Origin of the sequence: Curvibacter delicatus NBRC 14919 (assembly GCF_001592265.1) — a bacterium.
Classification (GTDB): domain Bacteria; phylum Pseudomonadota; class Gammaproteobacteria; order Burkholderiales; family Burkholderiaceae_C; genus Hylemonella; species Hylemonella delicata.
On record NZ_BCWP01000017.1, the window covers coordinates 1 to 18,696 of the forward strand.

General features: G+C 64.4%; 17 protein-coding genes, 1 tRNA gene and 1 pseudogene. 9 read left to right on the forward strand and 10 right to left on the reverse strand.

What is annotated here, in order from left to right; genetic code table 11:
• From CDE01S_RS09570 to CDE01S_RS09585, 4 genes and pseudogenes are all read right to left on the reverse strand, one after another.
• Positions 1 to 686 (reverse strand): DctP family TRAP transporter solute-binding subunit (locus CDE01S_RS09570; protein ID WP_066706527.1); only part of this gene is annotated, 686 nt, incomplete at its 3' end.
• 43 nt (positions 687 to 729) lie between these two features.
• The gene (locus tag CDE01S_RS09575; RefSeq protein WP_066706479.1) at positions 730 to 2,028 is read right to left on the reverse strand and encodes a TRAP transporter large permease subunit; all 1,299 of its coding nucleotides are present in this window, start codon (positions 2,026 to 2,028) and stop codon (positions 730 to 732) included.
• A 9-nt stretch (positions 2,029 to 2,037) separates the two neighbouring features.
• A complete protein-coding gene (locus tag CDE01S_RS09580; protein WP_066706486.1) occupies positions 2,038 to 2,583 on the reverse strand; it encodes a TRAP transporter small permease in 546 nt (181 codons plus the stop codon).
• A gap of 22 nt (positions 2,584 to 2,605) precedes the next feature.
• A pseudogene (locus CDE01S_RS09585) lies at positions 2,606 to 3,349 on the reverse strand (FadR/GntR family transcriptional regulator).
• Between the two features lie 66 nt (positions 3,350 to 3,415).
• Here CDE01S_RS09585 and CDE01S_RS09590 point away from each other — a divergent pair.
• The 3 genes from CDE01S_RS09590 (at position 3,416) to CDE01S_RS09600 (ending at position 7,799) form a co-directional block, all read left to right on the forward strand.
• Entirely contained in the window at positions 3,416 to 5,158 is a 1,743-nt protein-coding gene (locus CDE01S_RS09590) for an IlvD/Edd family dehydratase (protein WP_066706489.1), read from the forward strand.
• A gap of 31 nt (positions 5,159 to 5,189) precedes the next feature.
• Positions 5,190 to 6,119: a sugar kinase gene (locus CDE01S_RS09595; protein WP_066706492.1), complete on the forward strand. Its 930-nt coding sequence runs from the start codon at positions 5,190 to 5,192 to the stop codon at positions 6,117 to 6,119.
• A 195-nt stretch (positions 6,120 to 6,314) separates the two neighbouring features.
• The gene (locus CDE01S_RS09600; protein WP_066706495.1) at positions 6,315 to 7,799 is read left to right on the forward strand and encodes an NAD-dependent succinate-semialdehyde dehydrogenase; all 1,485 of its coding nucleotides are present in this window, start codon (positions 6,315 to 6,317) and stop codon (positions 7,797 to 7,799) included.
• Positions 7,800 to 7,812: 13 nt separating this feature from the next.
• Here CDE01S_RS09600 and CDE01S_RS09605 read toward each other — a convergent pair whose 3' ends face one another.
• Positions 7,813 to 8,355 (reverse strand): hypothetical protein, encoded by a 543-nt coding sequence (locus CDE01S_RS09605; RefSeq protein ID WP_066706497.1) that lies wholly within the window; start codon positions 8,353 to 8,355, stop codon positions 7,813 to 7,815.
• Between the two features lie 376 nt (positions 8,356 to 8,731).
• On the opposite strand from CDE01S_RS09605, the gene CDE01S_RS09610 reads away from it, so the two are divergent.
• Together CDE01S_RS09610 and CDE01S_RS09615 are read left to right on the forward strand one after the other, a co-directional pair.
• Positions 8,732 to 8,805 (forward strand) — tRNA-Gly (locus tag CDE01S_RS09610).
• A gap of 238 nt (positions 8,806 to 9,043) precedes the next feature.
• Positions 9,044 to 10,900 carry a tyrosine-type recombinase/integrase gene (locus CDE01S_RS09615; RefSeq protein WP_003454710.1) on the forward strand — a complete coding sequence of 619 codons (1,857 nt, stop codon included), beginning with the start codon at positions 9,044 to 9,046 and terminating at the stop codon, positions 10,898 to 10,900.
• 32 nt (positions 10,901 to 10,932) lie between these two features.
• Here the strand turns inward: CDE01S_RS09615 and CDE01S_RS09620 are convergent, their stop codons facing one another.
• Positions 10,933 to 11,559 (reverse strand): LysR substrate-binding domain-containing protein, encoded by a 627-nt coding sequence (locus tag CDE01S_RS09620; RefSeq protein ID WP_003454711.1) that lies wholly within the window; start codon positions 11,557 to 11,559, stop codon positions 10,933 to 10,935.
• Between the two features lie 104 nt (positions 11,560 to 11,663).
• On the opposite strand from CDE01S_RS09620, the gene CDE01S_RS09625 reads away from it, so the two are divergent.
• The gene (locus CDE01S_RS09625; protein ID WP_003454714.1) at positions 11,664 to 11,969 is read left to right on the forward strand and encodes a helix-turn-helix domain-containing protein; all 306 of its coding nucleotides are present in this window, start codon (positions 11,664 to 11,666) and stop codon (positions 11,967 to 11,969) included.
• A 26-nt stretch (positions 11,970 to 11,995) separates the two neighbouring features.
• On the opposite strand, the gene mobH is transcribed toward CDE01S_RS09625, so the two are convergent.
• Positions 11,996 to 13,843, reverse strand: coding sequence for a MobH family relaxase (mobH, locus tag CDE01S_RS09630; protein ID WP_031329115.1), 1,848 nt, complete (start codon positions 13,841 to 13,843; stop codon positions 11,996 to 11,998).
• Positions 13,844 to 14,163: 320 nt separating this feature from the next.
• Here mobH and CDE01S_RS09635 point away from each other — a divergent pair, with 320 nt between their 5' ends.
• The 3 genes from CDE01S_RS09635 to CDE01S_RS09645 all read left to right on the forward strand — a co-directional run bounded on the left by CDE01S_RS09635 (position 14,164) and on the right by CDE01S_RS09645 (position 15,403).
• Positions 14,164 to 14,481, forward strand: coding sequence for a type II toxin-antitoxin system PrlF family antitoxin (locus tag CDE01S_RS09635; protein WP_003454724.1), 318 nt, complete (start codon positions 14,164 to 14,166; stop codon positions 14,479 to 14,481).
• Positions 14,481 to 14,945, forward strand: a complete 465-nt coding sequence (locus CDE01S_RS09640) for a type II toxin-antitoxin system YhaV family toxin (protein ID WP_003454727.1) — start codon at positions 14,481 to 14,483, stop codon at positions 14,943 to 14,945. Before CDE01S_RS09635 ends, CDE01S_RS09640 begins: the two co-directional genes overlap by 1 nt.
• A gap of 86 nt (positions 14,946 to 15,031) precedes the next feature.
• Positions 15,032 to 15,403: a DUF3742 family protein gene (locus CDE01S_RS09645; RefSeq protein ID WP_003454730.1), complete on the forward strand. Its 372-nt coding sequence runs from the start codon at positions 15,032 to 15,034 to the stop codon at positions 15,401 to 15,403.
• Positions 15,404 to 15,408: 5 nt separating this feature from the next.
• On the opposite strand, the gene CDE01S_RS09650 is transcribed toward CDE01S_RS09645, so the two are convergent.
• From CDE01S_RS09650 to CDE01S_RS09660, 3 genes are read right to left on the reverse strand one after another with little or no spacing between them, the layout of a single operon-like run.
• On the reverse strand, positions 15,409 to 16,926 hold the full coding sequence (locus CDE01S_RS09650) for a conjugal transfer protein TraG N-terminal domain-containing protein (RefSeq protein WP_003454733.1): 1,518 nt from the start codon (positions 16,924 to 16,926) through the stop codon (positions 15,409 to 15,411).
• A gap of 15 nt (positions 16,927 to 16,941) precedes the next feature.
• The gene (locus CDE01S_RS09655) at positions 16,942 to 17,295 is read right to left on the reverse strand and encodes a hypothetical protein (RefSeq protein WP_004265620.1); all 354 of its coding nucleotides are present in this window, start codon (positions 17,293 to 17,295) and stop codon (positions 16,942 to 16,944) included.
• Positions 17,292 to 18,695, reverse strand: a complete 1,404-nt coding sequence (locus tag CDE01S_RS09660; protein ID WP_003454739.1) for an integrating conjugative element protein — start codon at positions 18,693 to 18,695, stop codon at positions 17,292 to 17,294. The genes CDE01S_RS09655 and CDE01S_RS09660 overlap by 4 nt, the downstream gene beginning before the upstream one ends.
• Between the last annotated feature and the right edge of the window lies 1 nt (position 18,696).

Consider the following 18,696-nt stretch of genomic DNA (forward strand, 5'->3'; position numbering starts at 1 on the left):
AGGTACTTCTGGACCTCGTAGAACTTGGAGCTGTCAATGGTCACAAAAGGATTTTCCTGGCCGTCGATGGTGCGGGTCTCCAGCGCGGTGAACACCTCACCAAAGGACATGGGCACGGCGTTGGTGCCCAAGGTCTTGAAAGTGTCAAGGAAGACGTTATTCTGCATCACGCGCACCTTGACGCCTTCAAAGTCTTCCACCTTGTTCACCGGGCGCTTGCTGTTGGTCAGATTTCGGAAACCGTTTTCCCAGTAAGCCAGATTCACCAGGCCTGCGGCTTCGAGCTTTCTGTTGAAGTACTGGCCGGCCGGTCCATCAAGCACGGCGTCTGCCTCTTTCTCGTTGGCGAACAGGAAGGGCAGGTCAAACACCCCCAGCTCCTTGACGATACCCACCAGCGGCGAACTCGAGGTGCAGACCATTTCCTGGGTACCGGCGCGCAGCGCCTGAGTGGCCTGCAAATCACCACCGGCCGCGCCACCCCAGAAGACATTGAGCTTGATCTTGCCGCCGGTCTTGGCGTCCAGCACTTCCTGCATGCGCTTCACACCCGCGCTCACCGGATGGTCGGCATTCACTCCATTGGTAAGCTTGATCGTGCGCTCCGTGAACTGGGCGTGGGCCGATGTCGCCGCGACCAGCACGGCGCCAGCGAGCATCGAAGCGATAGTTCTGCGTTTCAGCATATGTGTCTCCTTTGGTAATAACGGCAGAGGGTTGAGGGAACTGTCAGTGCATCCACCACTTCAGCGGGACGAGAACAATGTCGGGCACCAGCACCAGCAGGAACAGCACAGCCAGTTCCGCCAGCAAAAAGGGCAGCACGCCCCGGAAGGCCTCTCCCATGCTGATGCGGGCCACGCCGCAGACCACGTTGAGCACAGTCCCCACCGGCGGCGTGATCAGACCGATGGCGTTGTTCATGATGAACAGGACACCAAAATAGACCGGGTCGATGCCTGCCGCCTTGACCACTGGCATCAACACCGGCGTGAGGATCAGCACCGTGGGTGTGAAGTCCAGTGCGGTACCGACGATGACGATCAGCAGCATCATCACCAGCATGAGCAGGATCTTGCTGCCCATGAAGGGCTGCAGCAGCCGGGCGACTTCATCCGGAATGTTGGCCACCGTGATGAGCCAGGCGCTGACCATGGCGGCCGCCACGAGGAACATCACCACGGCTGTGGTCTTGCCGGCGGCCAACGTGAGGCCATAGAGTTCCTTGAGCTTGAGCTCGCGGTAACAGAACATACCGACGACGAAGCTATAGACCGCCGCCACCACGGCCGCCTCGGTGGGCGTGAAGATGCCGATCTTCATGCCGCCGATGATGACCACCGGCAAGGCCAGCGCCAGCGAACCCTCGACCGTGACCTTCAGACGCTGCCCCAAGGGCATGCGCGGTGCGGGCTGCACTTTTTCCGTCTTGGCCACCCACCACCAGGCTACCCCGATGGTAGCTCCCATCAGGACGCCCGGCACGATACCGGCTAGAAACAGCTTGGTGATCGAGACGTTGCCGGCCACGCCGAAGATGATGAAGCCGATCGATGGCGGGATCACTGGCGCGATGATGCCGCCCGCCGAGATCAGACCAGCTGAGCGACCGATGTCGTAACCGGCCGCGCGCATCATGGGGATCAGCAATGCAGCCAGCGCGGCGGTATCGGCCACGGCCGAGCCGGACAGCGAGGCCATGATGATGGCGGCAATCACCGCCACATAACCCAGTCCGCCGCGGAAGTGGCCGACCCAGGCCATGGCGAAGTTGACGATGCGCCGGCTCAGGCCGCCTGCGTTCATGAACTCGCCGGCCAGCAGGAAAAAAGGCACGGCCAGCAGGGGGAAGTTGTCGGCCCCGTCAACAAAACGCTGCGCCAGGATCTGGCTGTCGAAACTGACCAGCGTGGTGGTGGCACCAAGAAAGGCCATCAACGCGACACCGCACACCAGCAAGGCGTAGGCAATGGGCATGCCGATCGCCATGGCACCCAGCAGACTGAATACAAAAACAGCAACAGTCATGACAGGGCCTCAGGTCTTGACTTCACGGAGCTGCTCCTCGGCGTCGGCCAGGCCCTCGGCCTCCCTCACCTGCACCAGCTCGTCGGTGCGCAGACGGCCGCTCAGCAACTCGTACAGCACATTCAGATTGATCCACCCCATAACCACGCTGACCACGTAGCCGATGCCGTACACCCAGATCATGGAGATGCCCAGCACCGGCGATTCATTGGTTACCTGAAGCTCGTGCATCTTCCAGGTCCCCAGCAGGAACAGGCCGTTGCAGAACAGCATGAGGCATTCGCTCAGGAACAGGCAGGCCTTCTTGCCCAACAGCGGCAGGTGCTGGACCAGGGTGTCCACGCCCAGGTGCCCTCCTTCGCGCATGGCGATCATGGCGCCCAGGTAGGTCAGCCAGATGAAGCAGTAGCGCGACAACTCGTCCGACACGTCGATGCCCGAGTTGAAGCCGTAGCGCAACACGACGTTGCCAAACACCATCACCACCATGGCCACCATGCAGATGACGACCAGGAGTTCCAGCAGCTTGAAAAAAAGATGTACCAGCTTGTGCATCGGAATTCTTGCGTGATGAATTTCAGACGGCCTTGAGCACCGAGGCCGGTGTATTCAGCCGTGGCAACCGGCGGCGCGAGGCCAGGATTTCCTCGATGTCCTCGTGCGCGCCGTCGATAAGGACGAGGATGGCTTTCTAGGCCTTGGCCGGTTGATGGGCAATCACGGCGTCCAGTACGGCCCGGTGCAACGGCAGCGAACGCGCAGGACCGTCTTTCTTCTTGGTGGCCAACTCGAAACTGGTGTGCAACAAGGCACCCAGGGCCTTGCTCATCTGCATGAGCATGCGGTTGCGGCTGGCACGCAACAGCCCTTGGTGAAAACGCAAGTCGTGTGTGACGTAATCACCACCCTCCTTCACCGCGCGGGCCATGCCGGCGTAGGCTTCCTCCACAAACGCGATGTCCTCGGGCATGGCGCGCTGCGCGGCCAGGCGCATGGCGGCAGGCTCCACCACGCGCCTCAGATCCATCAGATCACGCAGGAATTCGGGGGTAAGGCCAGCCTGGGCCTGCCAGGCAATGATGTCGGGGTCGAACCAGTTCCACTGATGCTCGGACAGCACGCGCGTGCCCACCTTGGGTCCTGCGCTCACCAACCCTTTAGCGATGAGCGACTTCACCGCCTCACGCACCACGGTGCGGCTGACGCCGAGTTCTTCGCACAACAAGGGTTCGGGCGGAATGGAGGCACCCGGGGCGTAGTGGCCGGCAACGATGGCTGCCCCCAGGTGATCGACAGTATTGCCGTGGACATTTTTGATCATGGTTTTTACTAAGCGCTTTTCCCAATGGTATGACGATAATATGTTTTTCTGTCCCGGATTTACCCTATGTCGAACGCCGACCGTCCCAAGAAGAAGCCCCAGGAACTCCGCAGCCAGCAATGGTTAGGCCGCCAGGACCGCGATGGGTTTGCCTACCGCAGCTGGGTCAAGGGCAAAGGGGTTCCGCATGACCAGTTCGACGGCCGGCCTGTCATCGGCATCTGCAACACCTTCAGCGAGCTGACACCCTGCAACTCGCATTTCCGCACCTTGGCCGAGCAGGTCAAGATCGGCGTGTACGAGGCCGGCGGCTTCCCGCTGGAATTCCCCGTGATGTCACTGGGCGAGACGCTGCTGCGCCCCACGGCCATGCTGTACCGCAACCTGGCCAGCATGGACGTGGAGGAAAGCATCCGCGGCAATCCGATCGACGGTGTGGTACTGCTCATGGGTTGCGACAAGACCACCCCTTCCTTGTTGATGGGCGCCTCAAGCGTCAACCTGCCCACCATCGGCGTCTCCGGTGGCCCCATGCTCAACGGCAAGTGGCGCGGCCAAGAGCTCGGCTCCGGCACCGGCGTGTGGAGCATGAGCGAACAGGTACGCGCCGGCACCTTGAAACTGCAGGACTTTTTCGAGGCCGAGAGCTGCATGCACCGCAGCCACGGCCACTGCATGACCATGGGCACGGCCTCCACCATGGCCAGCATGGTTGAGGCCCTGGGCATCGGCCTACCCGGCAATGCGGCCTATCCTGCGGTGGATGGCCGGCGCAATGTACTGGCGCGCAACGCGGGCCGGCGCATCGTCGAGATGGTGCACGCCGACCAGACCATCTCCAAGGTGCTCACGCGCGAGGCCTTTGAGAACGCGATCAAGACACTCGCCGCCATCGGCGGTTCGACCAATGCCGTCATCCACCTGATTGCCATCGCCGGACGGCTGGGCATCAAGCTCACCTTGGATGATTTCGATCGCCTCGCCAGCGAGCTGCCTTGCCTGGTGAACCTCCAGCCCTCAGGCCAGCATCTGATGGAAGACTTCTGCTACGCCGGTGGCCTGCCAGTGGTGATGAAAGAGATACTGCATCTGCTGCACAAGGACATCATCACAGCAAACGGAAAAACCGTCGCCGAAAACGTGGGCGACGCACAGAACTACGACCCGCGGGTCATCAAGACGTTTCCCAAGCCCTTCAAGGACAAGGCCGGCATCGCCATGTTGCGCGGCAACCTGGCACCGCGCGGCGCCGTCATCAAACCCAGCGCCGCCACCCCGGCGTTGATGGTGCACAAGGGCCGCGCCGTGGTGTTCGAGAACAGTGACGATTTCCATAAGCGCATTGACGACGAGCAGCTGGACGTGGATGAGAACTGCATCCTTGTGCTGAAGAACTGCGGCCCCAAGGGCTACCCGGGCATGGCCGAGGTCGGCAACATGCCCCTGCCCCCCAAGATCCTGAGAAAAGGCATCACGGACATGGTGCGCATCAGCGATGCGCGCATGAGTGGGACAGCCTATGGCACGGTGGTGCTACACACGGCGCCTGAGGCGGCCGCCGGCGGGCCTCTGGCCGTGGTGCAGAACGGCGACATGATCGAGCTCAATGTGCCCGAGCGCCGGCTGCAGCTGCTGATCAACGACGAGGAGCTGAAGGCCCGCCTGGACCGCTGGAAGGCCCCCCAGCCGCCGCTGCAGTCCGGCTACTGGAAACTGTATGTGGACCATGTGCTGCAGGCCGATGAAGGTGCTGATCTGGATTTCCTGGTTGGTCAACGCGGTGCCTTCGTTCCGAAGGACAACCACTGACATGCGCCGCTTCCCCTTGCGCTGAGTCAACATGGACAAGACACTGGACGTGGTCGCCTTGGGCGAGGCCATGCTGGAATTCAACCAGACAGAGGCCGCTCAGCCGAACTATCTGCAGGGTTTTGGTGGCGACACCAGCAATGTGGTCATTGCCGCCGCCCGTGCCGGCGCGCGCACCGCCTACCTCAGCCGCGTTGGCGCCGACGCCTTCGGCACCCGCCTGTTAGAACTCTGGGCCGACGAGGGTGTGGACACTCGGGGCGTAGAGCGCGACGCGCAGGCGCCCACTGGCATCTACTTCGTCACCCACGGCGCCCACGGCCACGACTTCAGCTACTACCGCGCAGGCTCGGCAGCCAGCCACATGACGCCGGTTTGGCTGCAGGCCGGACCGGCCGCGCAGATGATTGTCTCCGCGCGTTTCCTTCATGTCTCCGGCATCTCGCTGGCGATTTCCGACAGTGCCCGCGAGACCGTCTACACGGCCATTCAGCTGGCGCGCGAAGCCGGCACCCGCGTGGCGTTTGATGCCAATCTGCGTCTCAAGCTCTGGCCGCTGGACAAGGCCCGCGCCTGCATTCAACGCGCTGTGGCACTGTGCGATGTGTTCCTCCCCAGCCTGGAGGACATCACGACGCTGACCGGCCTGAGCAACCCCGACGCCATCGTTGACTGGAGTCATGCGCTGGGCGCGCATGAGGTGGTTCTCAAGCTGGGCGATCACGGCGTGATGAGCAGCATGAACGGCGAACGCCACTACCTCCCCGCCCTGCCTGTGCCTCTGATCGACGCAACAGGAGCGGGAGACTGCTTCTGCGGGAACCTGCTGGCGCAACGGTCGCTCGGCACCCCACTCCCGGAGGCCGCACGTTACGCCAACGCCGCAGCCGCTCTGTCTGTACAGGGTTATGGCGCAGTCGCCCCGCTGCCCCGCCCGACCCAGGTAAAAGCGCTGCTGTGAGCCCCTTGCCCGCAAACCATGTTCCATCGACAATCAACTCGCCGGCACGGACAGACCTGGGATACGCTGGAACAAGGCTTGGCACTATGTGCAAAGATCGGCCTGTGCCGTCTCGCAGGCCTGCCTTGTCTGCGACAGGCCCCCCCACACAATCGCGCTAAAGTTGTCTAATCTCCGACCCCGCAGGTACACACCATGGACATGAAAACCTCTCCGCTTTCCTTGCTGAAAGACCCATCCCTTCTCAAGACCGATGCGCTGATCAACGGCCGATGGGTCAAGGGGGCCGCCGCTAGCCGTTTCGACGTACTGGATCCGGCCACCGGGACCAAGCTGGCTGACGTGGCCAACCTCGGCCCCTCGGATGCCGAACTGGCCATCAAGGCAGCCAACGCCGCCTGGCCGGCCTGGCGCACCAAAACCGCCAAGGAGCGCAGCATCATCCTGCGCAAATGGTTCGAGCTGCTGATGGCCAACCAGGAAGACCTGGGCCGCATCATGACCGCCGAGCAGGGCAAGCCCTTCCCGGAGGCCAAGGGTGAAGTGGCCTACGGCGCCAGCTTCGTCGAGTGGTTTGCCGAGGAAGCCAAGCGCGTCAACGGCGAAACCCTGCCACAGTTCGACAACAACCGCCGCCTGATGGTCATCAAGCAGCCGATCGGCGTCTGTGCCGCCATCACGCCGTGGAACTTCCCGCTGGCCATGATCACGCGCAAGGTGGCGCCGGCGCTGGCCGCCGGCTGCCCGGTGATCATCAAGCCGGCCGAGCTGACGCCGCTGACTGCTCTGGCGGTGGCTGAACTGGCCATCCGCGCCGGCATTCCGGCCGGCGTGCTCAACCTGATCACCGCCGATGGCGACAACTCGATCGCTGTGGGCAAGGTGTTCTGCGCCAGCGAGGTGGTGCGCCACATCAGCTTCACCGGCTCCACCGAAGTCGGCCGCATCCTGATGGCTCAGAGCGCCCCGACCGTCAAGAAACTCTCGCTGGAACTCGGCGGCAACGCGCCCTTCATCGTGTTTGATGACGCCGACATCGATTCCGCGGTGGAAGGCGCCATGGCCAGCAAGTACCGCAACGCCGGCCAGACCTGCGTCTGCGCCAACCGCATCTACGTGCAGGACGGCGTGTATGACGAGTTCGTGCAGAAGTTCGCCGCCAAGGTCAAGGCAGTCAAGGTCGGCAACGGCTTCGAAGACGGCGTGTCGCAGGGTCCACTGATCGAGGATGCTGCGGTACAGAAAGTGGAACGCCACGTAGCCGATGCCGTGGCCAAGGGCGGCAAAGTGTTGGCCGGCGGCAAGAAGCTGGGCGGCCAGTTCTTTGAGCCAACCGTGATTGCCGAGGCCAACGCCAGCATGCTGTGCGCCACCGAAGAGACCTTCGGCCCCTTCGCCCCGGTGTTCCGCTTCAAGACCGAGCAGGAGGTCATCGATGCGGCCAACGCCACCATCTTCGGCCTGGCCAGCTACTTCTACAGCCGCGACATCGGCCGCATCTTCCGCGTCAGCGAGGCACTGGAGTACGGCATGGTCGGCATCAACGTCGGCATCATCGCCACCGAACACGTGCCGTTTGGCGGTGTCAAGCAGTCGGGCCTGGGCCGCGAGGGCTCCAGCCACGGCATGGAAGACTATGTGGAGATGAAGTACCTCTGCCTGGGTGACATCCTGAAATAGCCACCCACGGCTATCAAGGTGTTGTGGGCGATAACGTTCCCGTGTCCACAGGCGGTGTGATGGTGCCCGAGGTCGTGCTGCCGGGATTCATCGTCGAGCCGTCCACCGGATTGGGCTGAGGCGCCGCAGCTACCGGCTGCGGCAGGGCCGGCGCCATGGGCGTTGCCGCCAATGCCGCATTGCCGGTGGATACCTGTGTCTTGGAAATCGTGACGATCGCGTCCAGGAACTGCTGATAGATCCTCAACTCCGTCGCAGGATCGGCATTGACGTTGGACGCCAGTTCGCACGCACGGTAAAGCAACTCGCGCGAAATCAGTACCGCCGGGTTGCGCCCGCCCAGATCAACCCCCCCTCTGGCGGAACTGCTGCCAATGGCGCCCACGCCTCCCGATTGGGCTGGCACGCCAAGCTCAACCCCTGAACTGCTGGTCGTGATCGCATCAGGTCCCGGCCCACGGCAGTAACGCTCCTTCGCGCCATGCGCCTTGAAATACGTGAACTGGCGCGCGTAGTCAGCCGCCACCACGTCAATGCCCTGGCGATCGATCACCATTTCCGGCCGGGCATTCCTGTCTCCCGGGCCGGCGCAGCCCGCAAGCACCAAGCTTGCGGCAACGCCGCTGAATTGCAGAAGATTTCTTGTTCTCATGCCAATCTCCCCCTTTGTACCGGTTCAGGTCAGTATAGAGCCGCGACTGACGGGAAAGGCTCATCCACAAAGCATATGGGTTGCGTATAGGCTTCGACCACGCCAGACACAACAGAACGATCTGCAGCCCGGCTTTGCGGATAGTTGCGGTTCTTGCAGTCATGGAGCACCCTGCAGGTTTCGGAGTTTCGCAGCATAAACCCTCACCCCCCGGCCTGTATACCCGTCACCCGCCCAGGGAAACCCTCATTCTTGCCTCCTGTAGAATCTCTGCCAGTTCGCGGGTGTAGTTCAATGGTAGAACGGCAGCTTCCCAAGCTTCATACGAGGGTTCGATTCCCTTCACCCGCTCCACTGCATCGTTCCAGGGAATTCTGAGGAAGTCCAAGAGGCATCGTAAGTCGTTGATTCTGGTTGAGTTTTCGACACCTCGATGTTCCAGTGGGCTCCACGGAAATCCACCTGAAGCCACGACGTTTATGTCCATTTTTGTGTCCATTTTTGCGGGCACGACGGCTTCCGGATTGTTGCTAGGGCGCTGAGGTCGATGGGTTAAGCATCTGGTTCCTGACTCATGTTCAGGAGCTAGAGCATGGCACTCTCAGACTTGGTGGTCCGCCAAGCCAAAGCCACCGGCAAGGCCTACACACTTCCAGACATCGATGGTCTCTCCCTGGCCGTGACGGCCACGGGCAGCAAGAGCTGGCACTTCCGTTACTACTGGATGAAGGAGCCCAAGCGCATGTCGCTGGGCACCTATCCCGAGGTGTCCCTTCGTGAGGCACGCGCCCTGCGTGACGAGGCGCGCGCCTTGGTGGCCAAGGACATCAACCCGCGCCTTCACCGCAAGCAAAAGCGCGCCGCGGTCAAACTCGCCGGTGAAAACACCTTCGAGGCGATCTACAAGAAGTGGCTTGCCCACCGCGAACTCGGCCTCAAGAAGGGCCGGCAGACCACCCTCTCGATCCTCCCTCGCGTCTTCGCCAAGGATGTGCTGCCCTTGCTGGGCAAGCGCTCGATCTACGACATCAAACGCCCTGACCTGCTGGAAGTGATCGCCAGGATCGAGCGGCGCAAGGCGCTCTCCGTCGCCGAGAAAGTCAGGACGTGGTTCAACCAGATGTTCCGCTACGCGCTGGTGGTCGTGCCGGGCCTGGAGCAGAACCCGGCTTCCGACCTCGACGTGGTGGCGCTGCCGCTGCCCCCGGTGAACCACAACCCGTTCCTGCGCATGGCCGAGTTGCCGAAGCTGTTGCAGCGCCTGCGCAAGTATCGTGGCCGGCTGCAGACCCAGCTCGGTCTGCGGCTGCTGCTATTCACCGGCGTGCGCACGGGCGAGCTGCGCCTGGCGACGCCGGATCAGTTCGACCTCGATCGGGGCCTCTGGATCATCCCGCCCGAGGTCGTGAAGCAGCTCCAGGTGGACATGCGCAGGAAGCGCCAGTTGCCCAAGGACATTCCACCCTACATCGTGCCGCTGTCGGTGCAGGCCATCGAGATCGTCCGGCACCTGCTCGAACAGCTCAAACCGGCCCAGCACTATCTGTTCCGCCACGACAGCGAGTTGAAGAAGCGCATGAGCGAGAACACGCTCAACGGCGCGCTCAAGCGCATGGGCTATCGCGACCTGCTGACCGGGCACGGCATCCGGGGCACGATGTCCACCGCGCTCAACGAGATCGGCTACCCGAAGGTGTGGGTGGACGCGCAACTCTCGCACGTCGATCCCAACAAGGTCAGTGCCACCTACAACCACGCCGAGTACGTCGAGCAGCGGCGGCGGATGATGCAGGATTGGGCCGACCGGCTCGATCTCTTCGAGCAGAACATGGTCGAGGCAGCGAGCATGCCGCTCACCATTCATTTGGAGGGCGTGCCCGTCCTCTCGGATGAGGAAGCCGCGAGTGCGCCACCCAAACCAGCGGCCGCGTCGGCGCCGCTCCTGATCGTGACCAGGCCGGGAGACGCGATGCCACTGGTGTCAGCCGAGACGCATCGGCTGCCCGCAGTGCCGTTGCCGCGTTCCGTCATGGAGGAACCGCTGTCCGACATACAGCGCCAGCGGATGGAACTGGTCGATGTCTTCGAGGCACCACACAACCTGCCAGTCGCCGAGTACGCGAAGATGGCGGGCAAGTCCCGCCGGTGGATCAGCTACGAGATCAAGGCCGGCAACCTGCTGGCGCTGAACCTGGGCAACCGTGGTCAGCGCGTGCCGGATTGGCATCTCGATCCGGTCAAGCACGCGCTGATCCAGGCGGTCCTCAAGCTGACCAGGGGCGCCGACCCTTGGCAGATCTACAACGCGCTCCTGCAGCCGCGCGCGAAGCTGCGCGGCGGCTCGGCTCTGGAAAGCGTCAGTGCCACAAATCTCGACAAGATCATCATGGCGGTGAGCACGACGGTGAAGGAAAGCGAGTGGTCCCCGCAGCAGGTGGCGTTTGCGTAGCGCGCCAGCGCCCAGCAGTGCGCGCCCCTGTCTCAGGACACGGAGCGCGCGCGGCGGGCGAATCTTTCCTGGGGCTCGGTCAAGGACGAGGACGGGCGAAGCAGGTAGGCCATCACGATGATGGGTGCGCCAGCCAATGGCCGCGCGGCGATGCCGCGACGCAGGTAGCAGGTCAGTCTCGCGGCGGGTGCGACGGCAATGCCGTAGCCCGCGGAGACGAGCGTCATCGCCATGTCGAAGGTGCTGACGGTCTGCTCATGGCCCTGCGGTGCATCCTCGACCAGGCCATGCGCCACCGCGCGCCACGGCTCGTCGGCCGTTGACTGCGCGCAGATCAACGGCTGCTTGAGCAGCTCTTGGCGAGGCACTTCACGGTAGGACAGCAGGTGCGAGCGCTTGGCGACGGCGACTGCCAGCGTGTCATGCCACAACGGCTCGCACACCCAGCCTGGCCACTCCCAGGCGGCTGTGGACAGGGCCAAGTCAAAGTTATCGTGCGGCAGTTCCTGCGCCTGCGCTGTGGAACTGCATCCGATCAAGGCGGTGGCGGTCTCTGGCTCTTCGGCGCGCTGCAACGCCAGCAAGTCGGCAAGCGGTGAAGGCACCCACTCGCCGAGCACAGCCACCCGGATTTCAGTGGAGGCATCGCTCGATTTCACGTCCAGTTCCTCCAGGCAGTGAACTCGCGGCGACCGATGAAGTCGCTTCTATTGAGTTAAGTTTAACGTGGTTTATATCGTGTCAATCCTCGACGCTTTTGGCAATGCAAAAGCGTTCGATTCAAAGAGGCCGGCCCACCGGGACAACAACCTACGAAGCGGAACCAGCCATCGCGTTTGGGGCCTCCGTGCGCGAAGAAAGAACCAGTCAAGGCATCGCCCAGGAAACGCTGGCTCATCTGTCAGGAATCGAGCGTTCGCACATGGGAAAGATCGAGCGTGGCGAGCATGTCCCCACGCTCCCCCTCATTCTCAAAATCGCCCGTGCGCTGAAATGCAGTTCTGCCCACTTGATGGCGCTGACTGAAGCCAAGCTGGCAGAGACGGCTCCGCCTAAATCAGCGGACTGAAGCCGGCCCGCGCCGTGGCTCCTTGTCTACCCCTGTTCGTTGTCGTTCTTATTACCGGCGGCTGAATTTTCGCGCTTTACGGCCTCGGTGAGGAGGCGCAGGTATGGATTGTCCGGAGGCATTTCCTGGAACAGCGCTTCGGGAGCGCTCAGCAGGTAGCCGTGCAGTCGCCTGGATTTGCGCGGCCCCGTGACTTCGCAGGTCCAGATATTCAGCCCGCTGGCTTGCTTGCGGTGCAGGCCTAGCTTCTCGAAACGCTTCTGCACCCACTGCCATCCCTCCAGGTTCTCCGGTTTCGCCAGTGCGGCGATTTGCAGATGTTCCTGCGCATAGCGCTGGAAGACGCCGGGGCTCACCAGGTAGGCCGTTCCGGCGACGCTGTGCACCAAGGCTTTGGCGTCGTTGATGATGAGCTTGTGCGTCTGGATGCCCTGACGCAGCCAGGCCATGAAATGCTCGCCGGATGGCTCCGGCCGATCCTGAAATGGCGCGAGGCTTATCTGCGGCAGCACCGTAGGCGCCGGTGGCGAGGCAGGCTCGGGTTCGCTCGGGGCCTCCGGCGCTACGGGTGGGGCCGTGTCACTCAGCAGATCGAGCAGCGCAGCCACGCCGTTGTCGGTGGGCATAGGGACGGTCGGCGCGATGCTTGGTGGCGCCGTATCGGCGCTTTCCAAGCCTGGCGCTTCGGATGCCGGTGCCTGCGGTGTCGGCGCCCCTTGTTCCTCGTCGGCCTGCACGCGACCCGCGAACGGCGCCGGCCGGTCGGCCGCATCCCAGACCATGGCCGGAGACAGTTTCAGGAAGGTGAAGCTGTGCGACCAGCCGGCATCGCTGGTGACGGTGGCCTTCCAGATCGCCTTGCCGTCCGGTGTGGCCAAGGCGATGCCGTGATCCTGCAGCACGTTGAACACCGCCGTGTTGCTGGCCGGGATGCCGTCGATGCCCTGCGACAGCAGATGCGCGCGCAGCTTGTCCGAGACGGTCTTGCTCACCAGCCAGAGCGCGTCCTGGGTCAGCCAGCCATCCGAGGCCTGGGGCTGGTTCAGCTTGAATTCTTCCTTCAGGAGGTAGCGCAGGCCATCGAGCAGCTTGCGCTGCAGTGCGTGCCGGGGCGCTGCCAGGGCCTTGCTCGGATCGCCGCCGAGTTCCTGGGCGACGGATGCCTGGTCCGCCTGCACGACCAGTTCGCCGAGCATGCCGGCGTGCTCGTACTGGCCGGCCAGGACGTACAGCAGCGCGGCCCACAGGTCGGGGTAGTCGGCGAGCCAGTCGAAGATGCCCGGATCGAGCAGCCGGGCGTAGAGCAGCCCGGTGGCGGCGCTGTGCAGCCGGTATTCGCGCTCCCTGCGGTAGCGGAAGCGGTACGGCCGCCGCAGCGGGCCGTGCCAGGGATGCCAGACCGTGCCGTCCGCGTACTCGACGTGCAGGTCGACCGCGATCTTGCCGATGTCGTGCAGCAGCGCAGCATAGGCGGTGCCTGCGGTCCAGGCCTCGGCCTGGGCGGCTTGCGCCTCCGGCGTGGCGCCGGCGGGCAGCAGATGCGACTGCCGCAGCTTGAGCGCGTAGGCGACGATCTCCAGGCCGTGGTCCAGCATGCCGCCCGGATAGGCGTGGTGATGGGCCTCCGACGCGGGGAATTGCTGGACCAGCTCGGCGTAGCGTTCCAGCGGGGCGAGGTACAGCGTGGCGAACTGCCGGCGCGACAGCGAGGTGCGCTGCCAGATGTGTTCCAGCAGCTTCTGCCGGCGCGGCGTCGCCAGCAGCGATGCGGCCGGCTCCGGCCGCATCAGCCCTTTGCCGGGCTCGGCGGGAGGTTTGGGCGGTGGCGCACTGGCGGCAGGTGGCACCCGTTTGCGTTGGAACAGCGAGAGCATGGCGAACCCCAGACGGCGGGCCGGTCGGGAGAGCCTTTTGGCCTTTTCGGGTAGGGCCTTTCCCCTTGGCCCCATTCCCTTGCCCCTTCCCCAGCCCTTTGGCCTTTGGCCTTTACGGAAACCTTTGGATATAGGGCAACGACGCCTGCCGAACCACAACCAATGCGGGTTTGGCCCAAGTCGGATTGATGCGGGAAGGCTGGCTGTGCCGCCCCTACGATGGAGCCGTTTCATCGACCGGACGGAGCACCATGCACACCCAGATTGACAAGGTAAGGAAACTTCCTTACCATCCAGGCATTGCCATCAGGAGTGCCGCCATGCCCGAAATCCACGAAGTCGCGACGCTGACCTCCAAGGGTCAGATCACGCTGCCCAAGTCCATCCGGCAAGCGCTGGGCGTGGACACCGGCGGCAAGGTGGCGTTCGACCTGCGCGGCGGCGAAGTCGTCGTGACCCGCGCCGACGCCGACCATGAAGACCCGGCCATCGGCGCCTTCCTGGGGCTGCTGGAAGCGGACATCCGGGCCGGGCGGCACGTCCAGTCCCTGCCGGACGATCTGGCGCGGGCCATGCTGGCCAACGCGCACCACGCGGTGAACCTCGATGAAGACATCGAAGGCGAAGTGGCGCTCTGATGCAGCGGCACGGTTGGACGCTCCTGTTCCACGAGGGCGTGATCGAGCAGTTGCGCAAGCTGCACGCGGCCGCGGAACGGGCCGAACAGAACGACCCGCAGGGGTTCGAGAGCAACGCCAACGTCAAGCTGTTCCGGGCGTTGAGCCAGTTGATCATGGATGTCGTGCCGAGCGATCCTGCGCGCGACGAATTCCGCCAGGGCAACACCTTGGGGCCGGCCTACCGGCACTGGCGGCGCGCAAAGATCGGGAGGCGGTTCCGGCTGTTCTTCCGCTTCGACTCCAAGGCCAAGGCGATCGTGTTCGCCTGGGTCAACGACGAGCAGACCTTGCGGTCGTCGGGCAGCAAGTCCGACCCCTATGCGGTGTTCGAGAAGATGTTGGGACGCGGCAACCCGCCGGACGATTGGGCGGCGCTGGTGGCCGCAAGCCAGGCCGACTGGCGCGCAGCAGACAAGGACTAGACCGCGGTTGAAGAACAGCACAGGTTTCAATCGCGACACGGACAGGGATCACAGCCACACGACAGGATGAACATGAGGTAGCCACCATGAAGACCGCCGCACAGACCACCTTCGCAGAACGCCTCGGCCGGACACTGGGCCGGGCGTGGAGAGGCTGCGCGCGTCTGGATCGGCGGGCGCAGGGCTGGCTGCTCGCGCAGGGATGGGCGCCTGGCATTGCCAAGGCCGCGCTGCTGGCCGTCAAGCTCGCTGCGATCGGTGTCCTGCTCTACACCGCGTTCTGGCTGGCACTGCTGCTTGCGTTCGCGCTGGTCGGCGCCTGGGTAGTCCGCAACGACGATGGGAGCTACGACGAGGAACACAAGCCGGAATGGCGATACGGCCCTGCCGGGTACGGCCTCTACACCCATGACGATTACCGGATCGACCCCCACGATCCAGAAGACGAGCAAGCCTAGAGGCGTTACTTCGCTGCTTTCATAGCGACACCCGCACCCCTGCCGCCAGCAGCTTGGGCATCCCTGGTTCCTGCCGCCAGCCCTTGAATTGCCGTTCCCGCGCGCACGCCTACCCAGCCCAGCGCAGCCACCCAGAAGGTAGGCAGCACGATGAACATCGTCGCCATGACGAAGTTCAGCAGCATGTCGCCGAAGGCGTTGTTCAGGCCGATCAGCGGATCGAAGTTGCTGTGCGGCCGGTTCGCGCCGAACCCCCAGCCGTAGAGCGCGTCGAGGATCGTGCTGTCCAGCCAGCGCGCGAGCTGGAACCAGAAATCCACGAAGAACAGCGCGAACTGCACGCAGCTCACCGCGACCAGCGCCTTCAGCTCGTAGGTGCCGAAGACCAGCACCAGCGGGATGCAGATCACCAGCGCCATCTTGAGCAGCGACAGCACCATCGGCAGCGCCTGGCGTACCACGTCCATCGCCGGAAAGAAGCCCAGCGAGCCCATGGTCAGCCCCAGGTCGCCGGCGCCGCGCGTCACGACGTTGGGCAGCGTCTTCTCGATCTGGCCGCCGTAGTCGGTGTAGACCGAGCCCTGGTTCATCTTCTGCTGCCGCGGCGAGACCACGGCGCGGATCACCGAGTCGTTCACCTCGCTCTGCGACAGGAAGCCCGCCCAGCGGCCGATGCGCGTCAGCAGGTCGGGATCGACCTGGGCCAGCAGGCGCGCGCGCAGGCCGCTGCCGCCGTCCGACCACCACTGCCGGCACGTGGGGTAGCCCCCGCCGCTATCCACCTGGGCCAGCCCCGCATCGCGCGTCGCGTCGTAGGGCCAGGCCGTGCGTGGCGTGTTCGAGTGGTAGGTGTCGTAGAAGCCCGCGTTGTTCAGGAAGTAGCTCGAACCGATCCAGGTCACGTCATTCATCTGCTCGTCGGAGAGCGTGGGCCGAGACATGAACAGCTTGGCGCGCGAGGGGCCGTAGCAGTCATGCACGAAGTCGCCGACCTCCTGGGCCAGCACCGGGTCATCGATGCGCGTGGCATCCACGTCCATGCGCATCTGACGCAGATCCGTTCCGCAGGGGATGGCCGCCACCGCGCCGCCCGTCACCGCCTTCGAGATGGCGTGCATGAAGAACCACCACACCGGCACCAGCGCGCTCTGGTTGTTGAGCGTGGTGTAGGCGTTCGACCAGCCCGTGTCGGTGGGCTGCGGGACGCTGACCTGGCATTGCGCGGAGCGCGTCGTGTCGAACTTGATGGTGCTGAGGTCGACCGGAATGAAGGGGATGCCGGCGAACAGGATGACGACGATCGCCACCCACACGCGGTTCTCGATGCGCATCGATGACAGCACCCCCTTGTTGCCCTCGTCCGCACCCTCGGCCCGCGCGCGCAGCCATTCCTGCACCACCATGACCACGAAGGGCAGCGCGAATACGCCGCTGGCCACGAGGATGTTCCAGATGCCGTTGCTGACGATCCACCCGACCAGGGTCAGGTAATACTCCAGGTAGTCCGTTGTGTTGAGCGTCATGGCGTTCTCCAGGGCTCAGCCATTGCGCAGTAGCTGGCTGCCTTCGAGCAGCACGAGGGTGGCGACGGCCGCGATCTCGGCGCGCAGCAGGCGCTGATGGGTCTCGGCCAATGGCTCGCGTTCGCGCAGGCGCCGACGCATCCACCACCAGCCGTAGGCCGTCGCCGCGTAGAGCAGCAGCCGCCAGACGAGGAAGTGGCCCGAGTGCTCGCGCAGCCACTGCTCCCAGCCGTCGATGCTGCCGACGATGTGGAGGCCGACGACGTTCACGCCGACCGCGATGCCCGCCACCAGCAGCACCCACAGCAGCACGATGCCGACGCGGCGGCCGAGCAGCCGTGCCGGCCGCAGCCAGGCCCGGCTGGTCATGGCCCGCTCCGCGGCTTCTGCACTTCCTTGAGCCGGTCGCGCGTCGTGTCGCCCTCGAAGATGCCGCGCGAGCCCGCGGCGCGGGTGCCGTGGCGCTGCACGATCGCCATCGCCGAATTGCCGGCCAGCGTGCGCCGCAGCTCCAGCTCGGTCTTGAGGTTGTTGATCTCCTGCTCCAGCGCGTTGTTCTCCTGATCGACCGCCTTCACGGCCAGCTCGTTGGCGGCGACGTTCGGCTCCTTCTTGCCGGTCAGCAGCGTGCGCTGCAACAGCAGGGCCTTCTCCAGCACGCTCGACAGCGCGGCTTCGGACGCCAGGCGCTTGCCGAGCAGGTCTTGATCGGGCTCGTCGCGCAGCGCCTCGATCACGCCGCGCGTGATCGGCAGCGAGTTGCTGCCGGCGGCTTCGAGGTTTGCCACCGTCATCGGCGTCGAGCCCGTCACGAGGCCCTGCAGTGCCTGCAGCTTGGTCTCGTACTCTTCCTGGATCACCGGCGTCAGGCCGACGCCAGGCGTGGTCTGCGTCTTGGTGCAGGTCTCGCAGGTGCGTTGCTCGCGCTCGCCGAGCACGCGGGTTGCGAAGTCCGCTGCGGCCTGCGGCGAGGACCAGGTTTGGCAGGTCAGCCGGTTGCCGCAGGACGCGCGCGGGATGGATGAGGTGTCGCTGACGCCGCGGCTGTTGAGCAGGTTGTAGCCGGCACGGGTCACGTCGCCGACCACCTTGATGGAACCCTGGCCCGAGCCGCCCGCGTTGCCGCCGCCCACCCAGGGCACGCCGTTGTTGCCCTTGTTCGATTCGGCCTGCTCGACGGCGGACACCGCATCGGTGCTGCTCACCGCATCGCGCAGCGCGAAACCTTCGGCGAGCTGATCCCACCCGGCCTGGCCGCCGGCCATGTCCGCCATCCGGTTGGCCATCGCCTTGCACGTCAACTTGCTGCGGTCGAAATCGAGCCGAGCCTGCAGCACGCCGTTGGTCAGCAGGTTGTAGAGGCCCGGATCGGCGCGCTGGATGATCAGGGCCGGCAGCGACGCCACGGCGCTGGTGGCGCTCTGGATCACCGAGGACATGATCTGCTGAAAGCCATTGGTGAGGCCGTTCAACTGGTTCTGCAGCGTCGTCGTGATGCTCATGTTTCCGCAGATCAGGTTGCTGTTCCAGCCGATGCCCACGCCGATGCTCTGCATGTTCCCGGCGCCGCCCATGGACACGGCCCGGCCGCCGCCGATGCTGTAGAGCACGTCGTCGCCGATGACGCTGCCGCTCACGCCGACGCCGGTGGGGCTGATGCGGGTCTGCGCCCACGCGACGCCGGCTGCGGCCGTGACGGCGCAGGCGAGCGCGATGCTGAGCGCGTAGGGCCTGGCGCGCTGTGCGAAACGGGAGAGAGACGCTTTCATC

Coding starts and splice junctions, on each gene's coding strand:
- CDE01S_RS09575 (WP_066706479.1), bottom strand. CDS start 2,028: ATGACTGTTGCTGTTTTTGTATTCAGTCTGCTGGGTGCCATGGCGATC.
- CDE01S_RS09580 (WP_066706486.1), bottom strand. CDS start 2,583: ATGCACAAGCTGGTACATCTTTTTTTCAAGCTGCTGGAACTCCTGGTC.
- CDE01S_RS09590 (WP_066706489.1), top strand. CDS start 3,416: ATGTCGAACGCCGACCGTCCCAAGAAGAAGCCCCAGGAACTCCGCAGC.
- CDE01S_RS09595 (WP_066706492.1), top strand. CDS start 5,190: ATGGACAAGACACTGGACGTGGTCGCCTTGGGCGAGGCCATGCTGGAA.
- CDE01S_RS09600 (WP_066706495.1), top strand. CDS start 6,315: ATGGACATGAAAACCTCTCCGCTTTCCTTGCTGAAAGACCCATCCCTT.
- CDE01S_RS09605 (WP_066706497.1), bottom strand. CDS start 8,355: ATGGTGATCGATCGCCAGGGCATTGACGTGGTGGCGGCTGACTACGCG.
- CDE01S_RS09615 (WP_003454710.1), top strand. CDS start 9,044: ATGGCACTCTCAGACTTGGTGGTCCGCCAAGCCAAAGCCACCGGCAAG.
- CDE01S_RS09625 (WP_003454714.1), top strand. CDS start 11,664: ATGCAAAAGCGTTCGATTCAAAGAGGCCGGCCCACCGGGACAACAACC.
- mobH (WP_031329115.1), bottom strand. CDS start 13,843: ATGCTCTCGCTGTTCCAACGCAAACGGGTGCCACCTGCCGCCAGTGCG.
- CDE01S_RS09635 (WP_003454724.1), top strand. CDS start 14,164: ATGCCCGAAATCCACGAAGTCGCGACGCTGACCTCCAAGGGTCAGATC.
- CDE01S_RS09640 (WP_003454727.1), top strand. CDS start 14,481: ATGCAGCGGCACGGTTGGACGCTCCTGTTCCACGAGGGCGTGATCGAG.
- CDE01S_RS09645 (WP_003454730.1), top strand. CDS start 15,032: ATGAAGACCGCCGCACAGACCACCTTCGCAGAACGCCTCGGCCGGACA.
- CDE01S_RS09650 (WP_003454733.1), bottom strand. CDS start 16,926: ATGACGCTCAACACAACGGACTACCTGGAGTATTACCTGACCCTGGTC.
- CDE01S_RS09655 (WP_004265620.1), bottom strand. CDS start 17,295: ATGACCAGCCGGGCCTGGCTGCGGCCGGCACGGCTGCTCGGCCGCCGC.
- CDE01S_RS09660 (WP_003454739.1), bottom strand. CDS start 18,695: ATGAAAGCGTCTCTCTCCCGTTTCGCACAGCGCGCCAGGCCCTACGCG.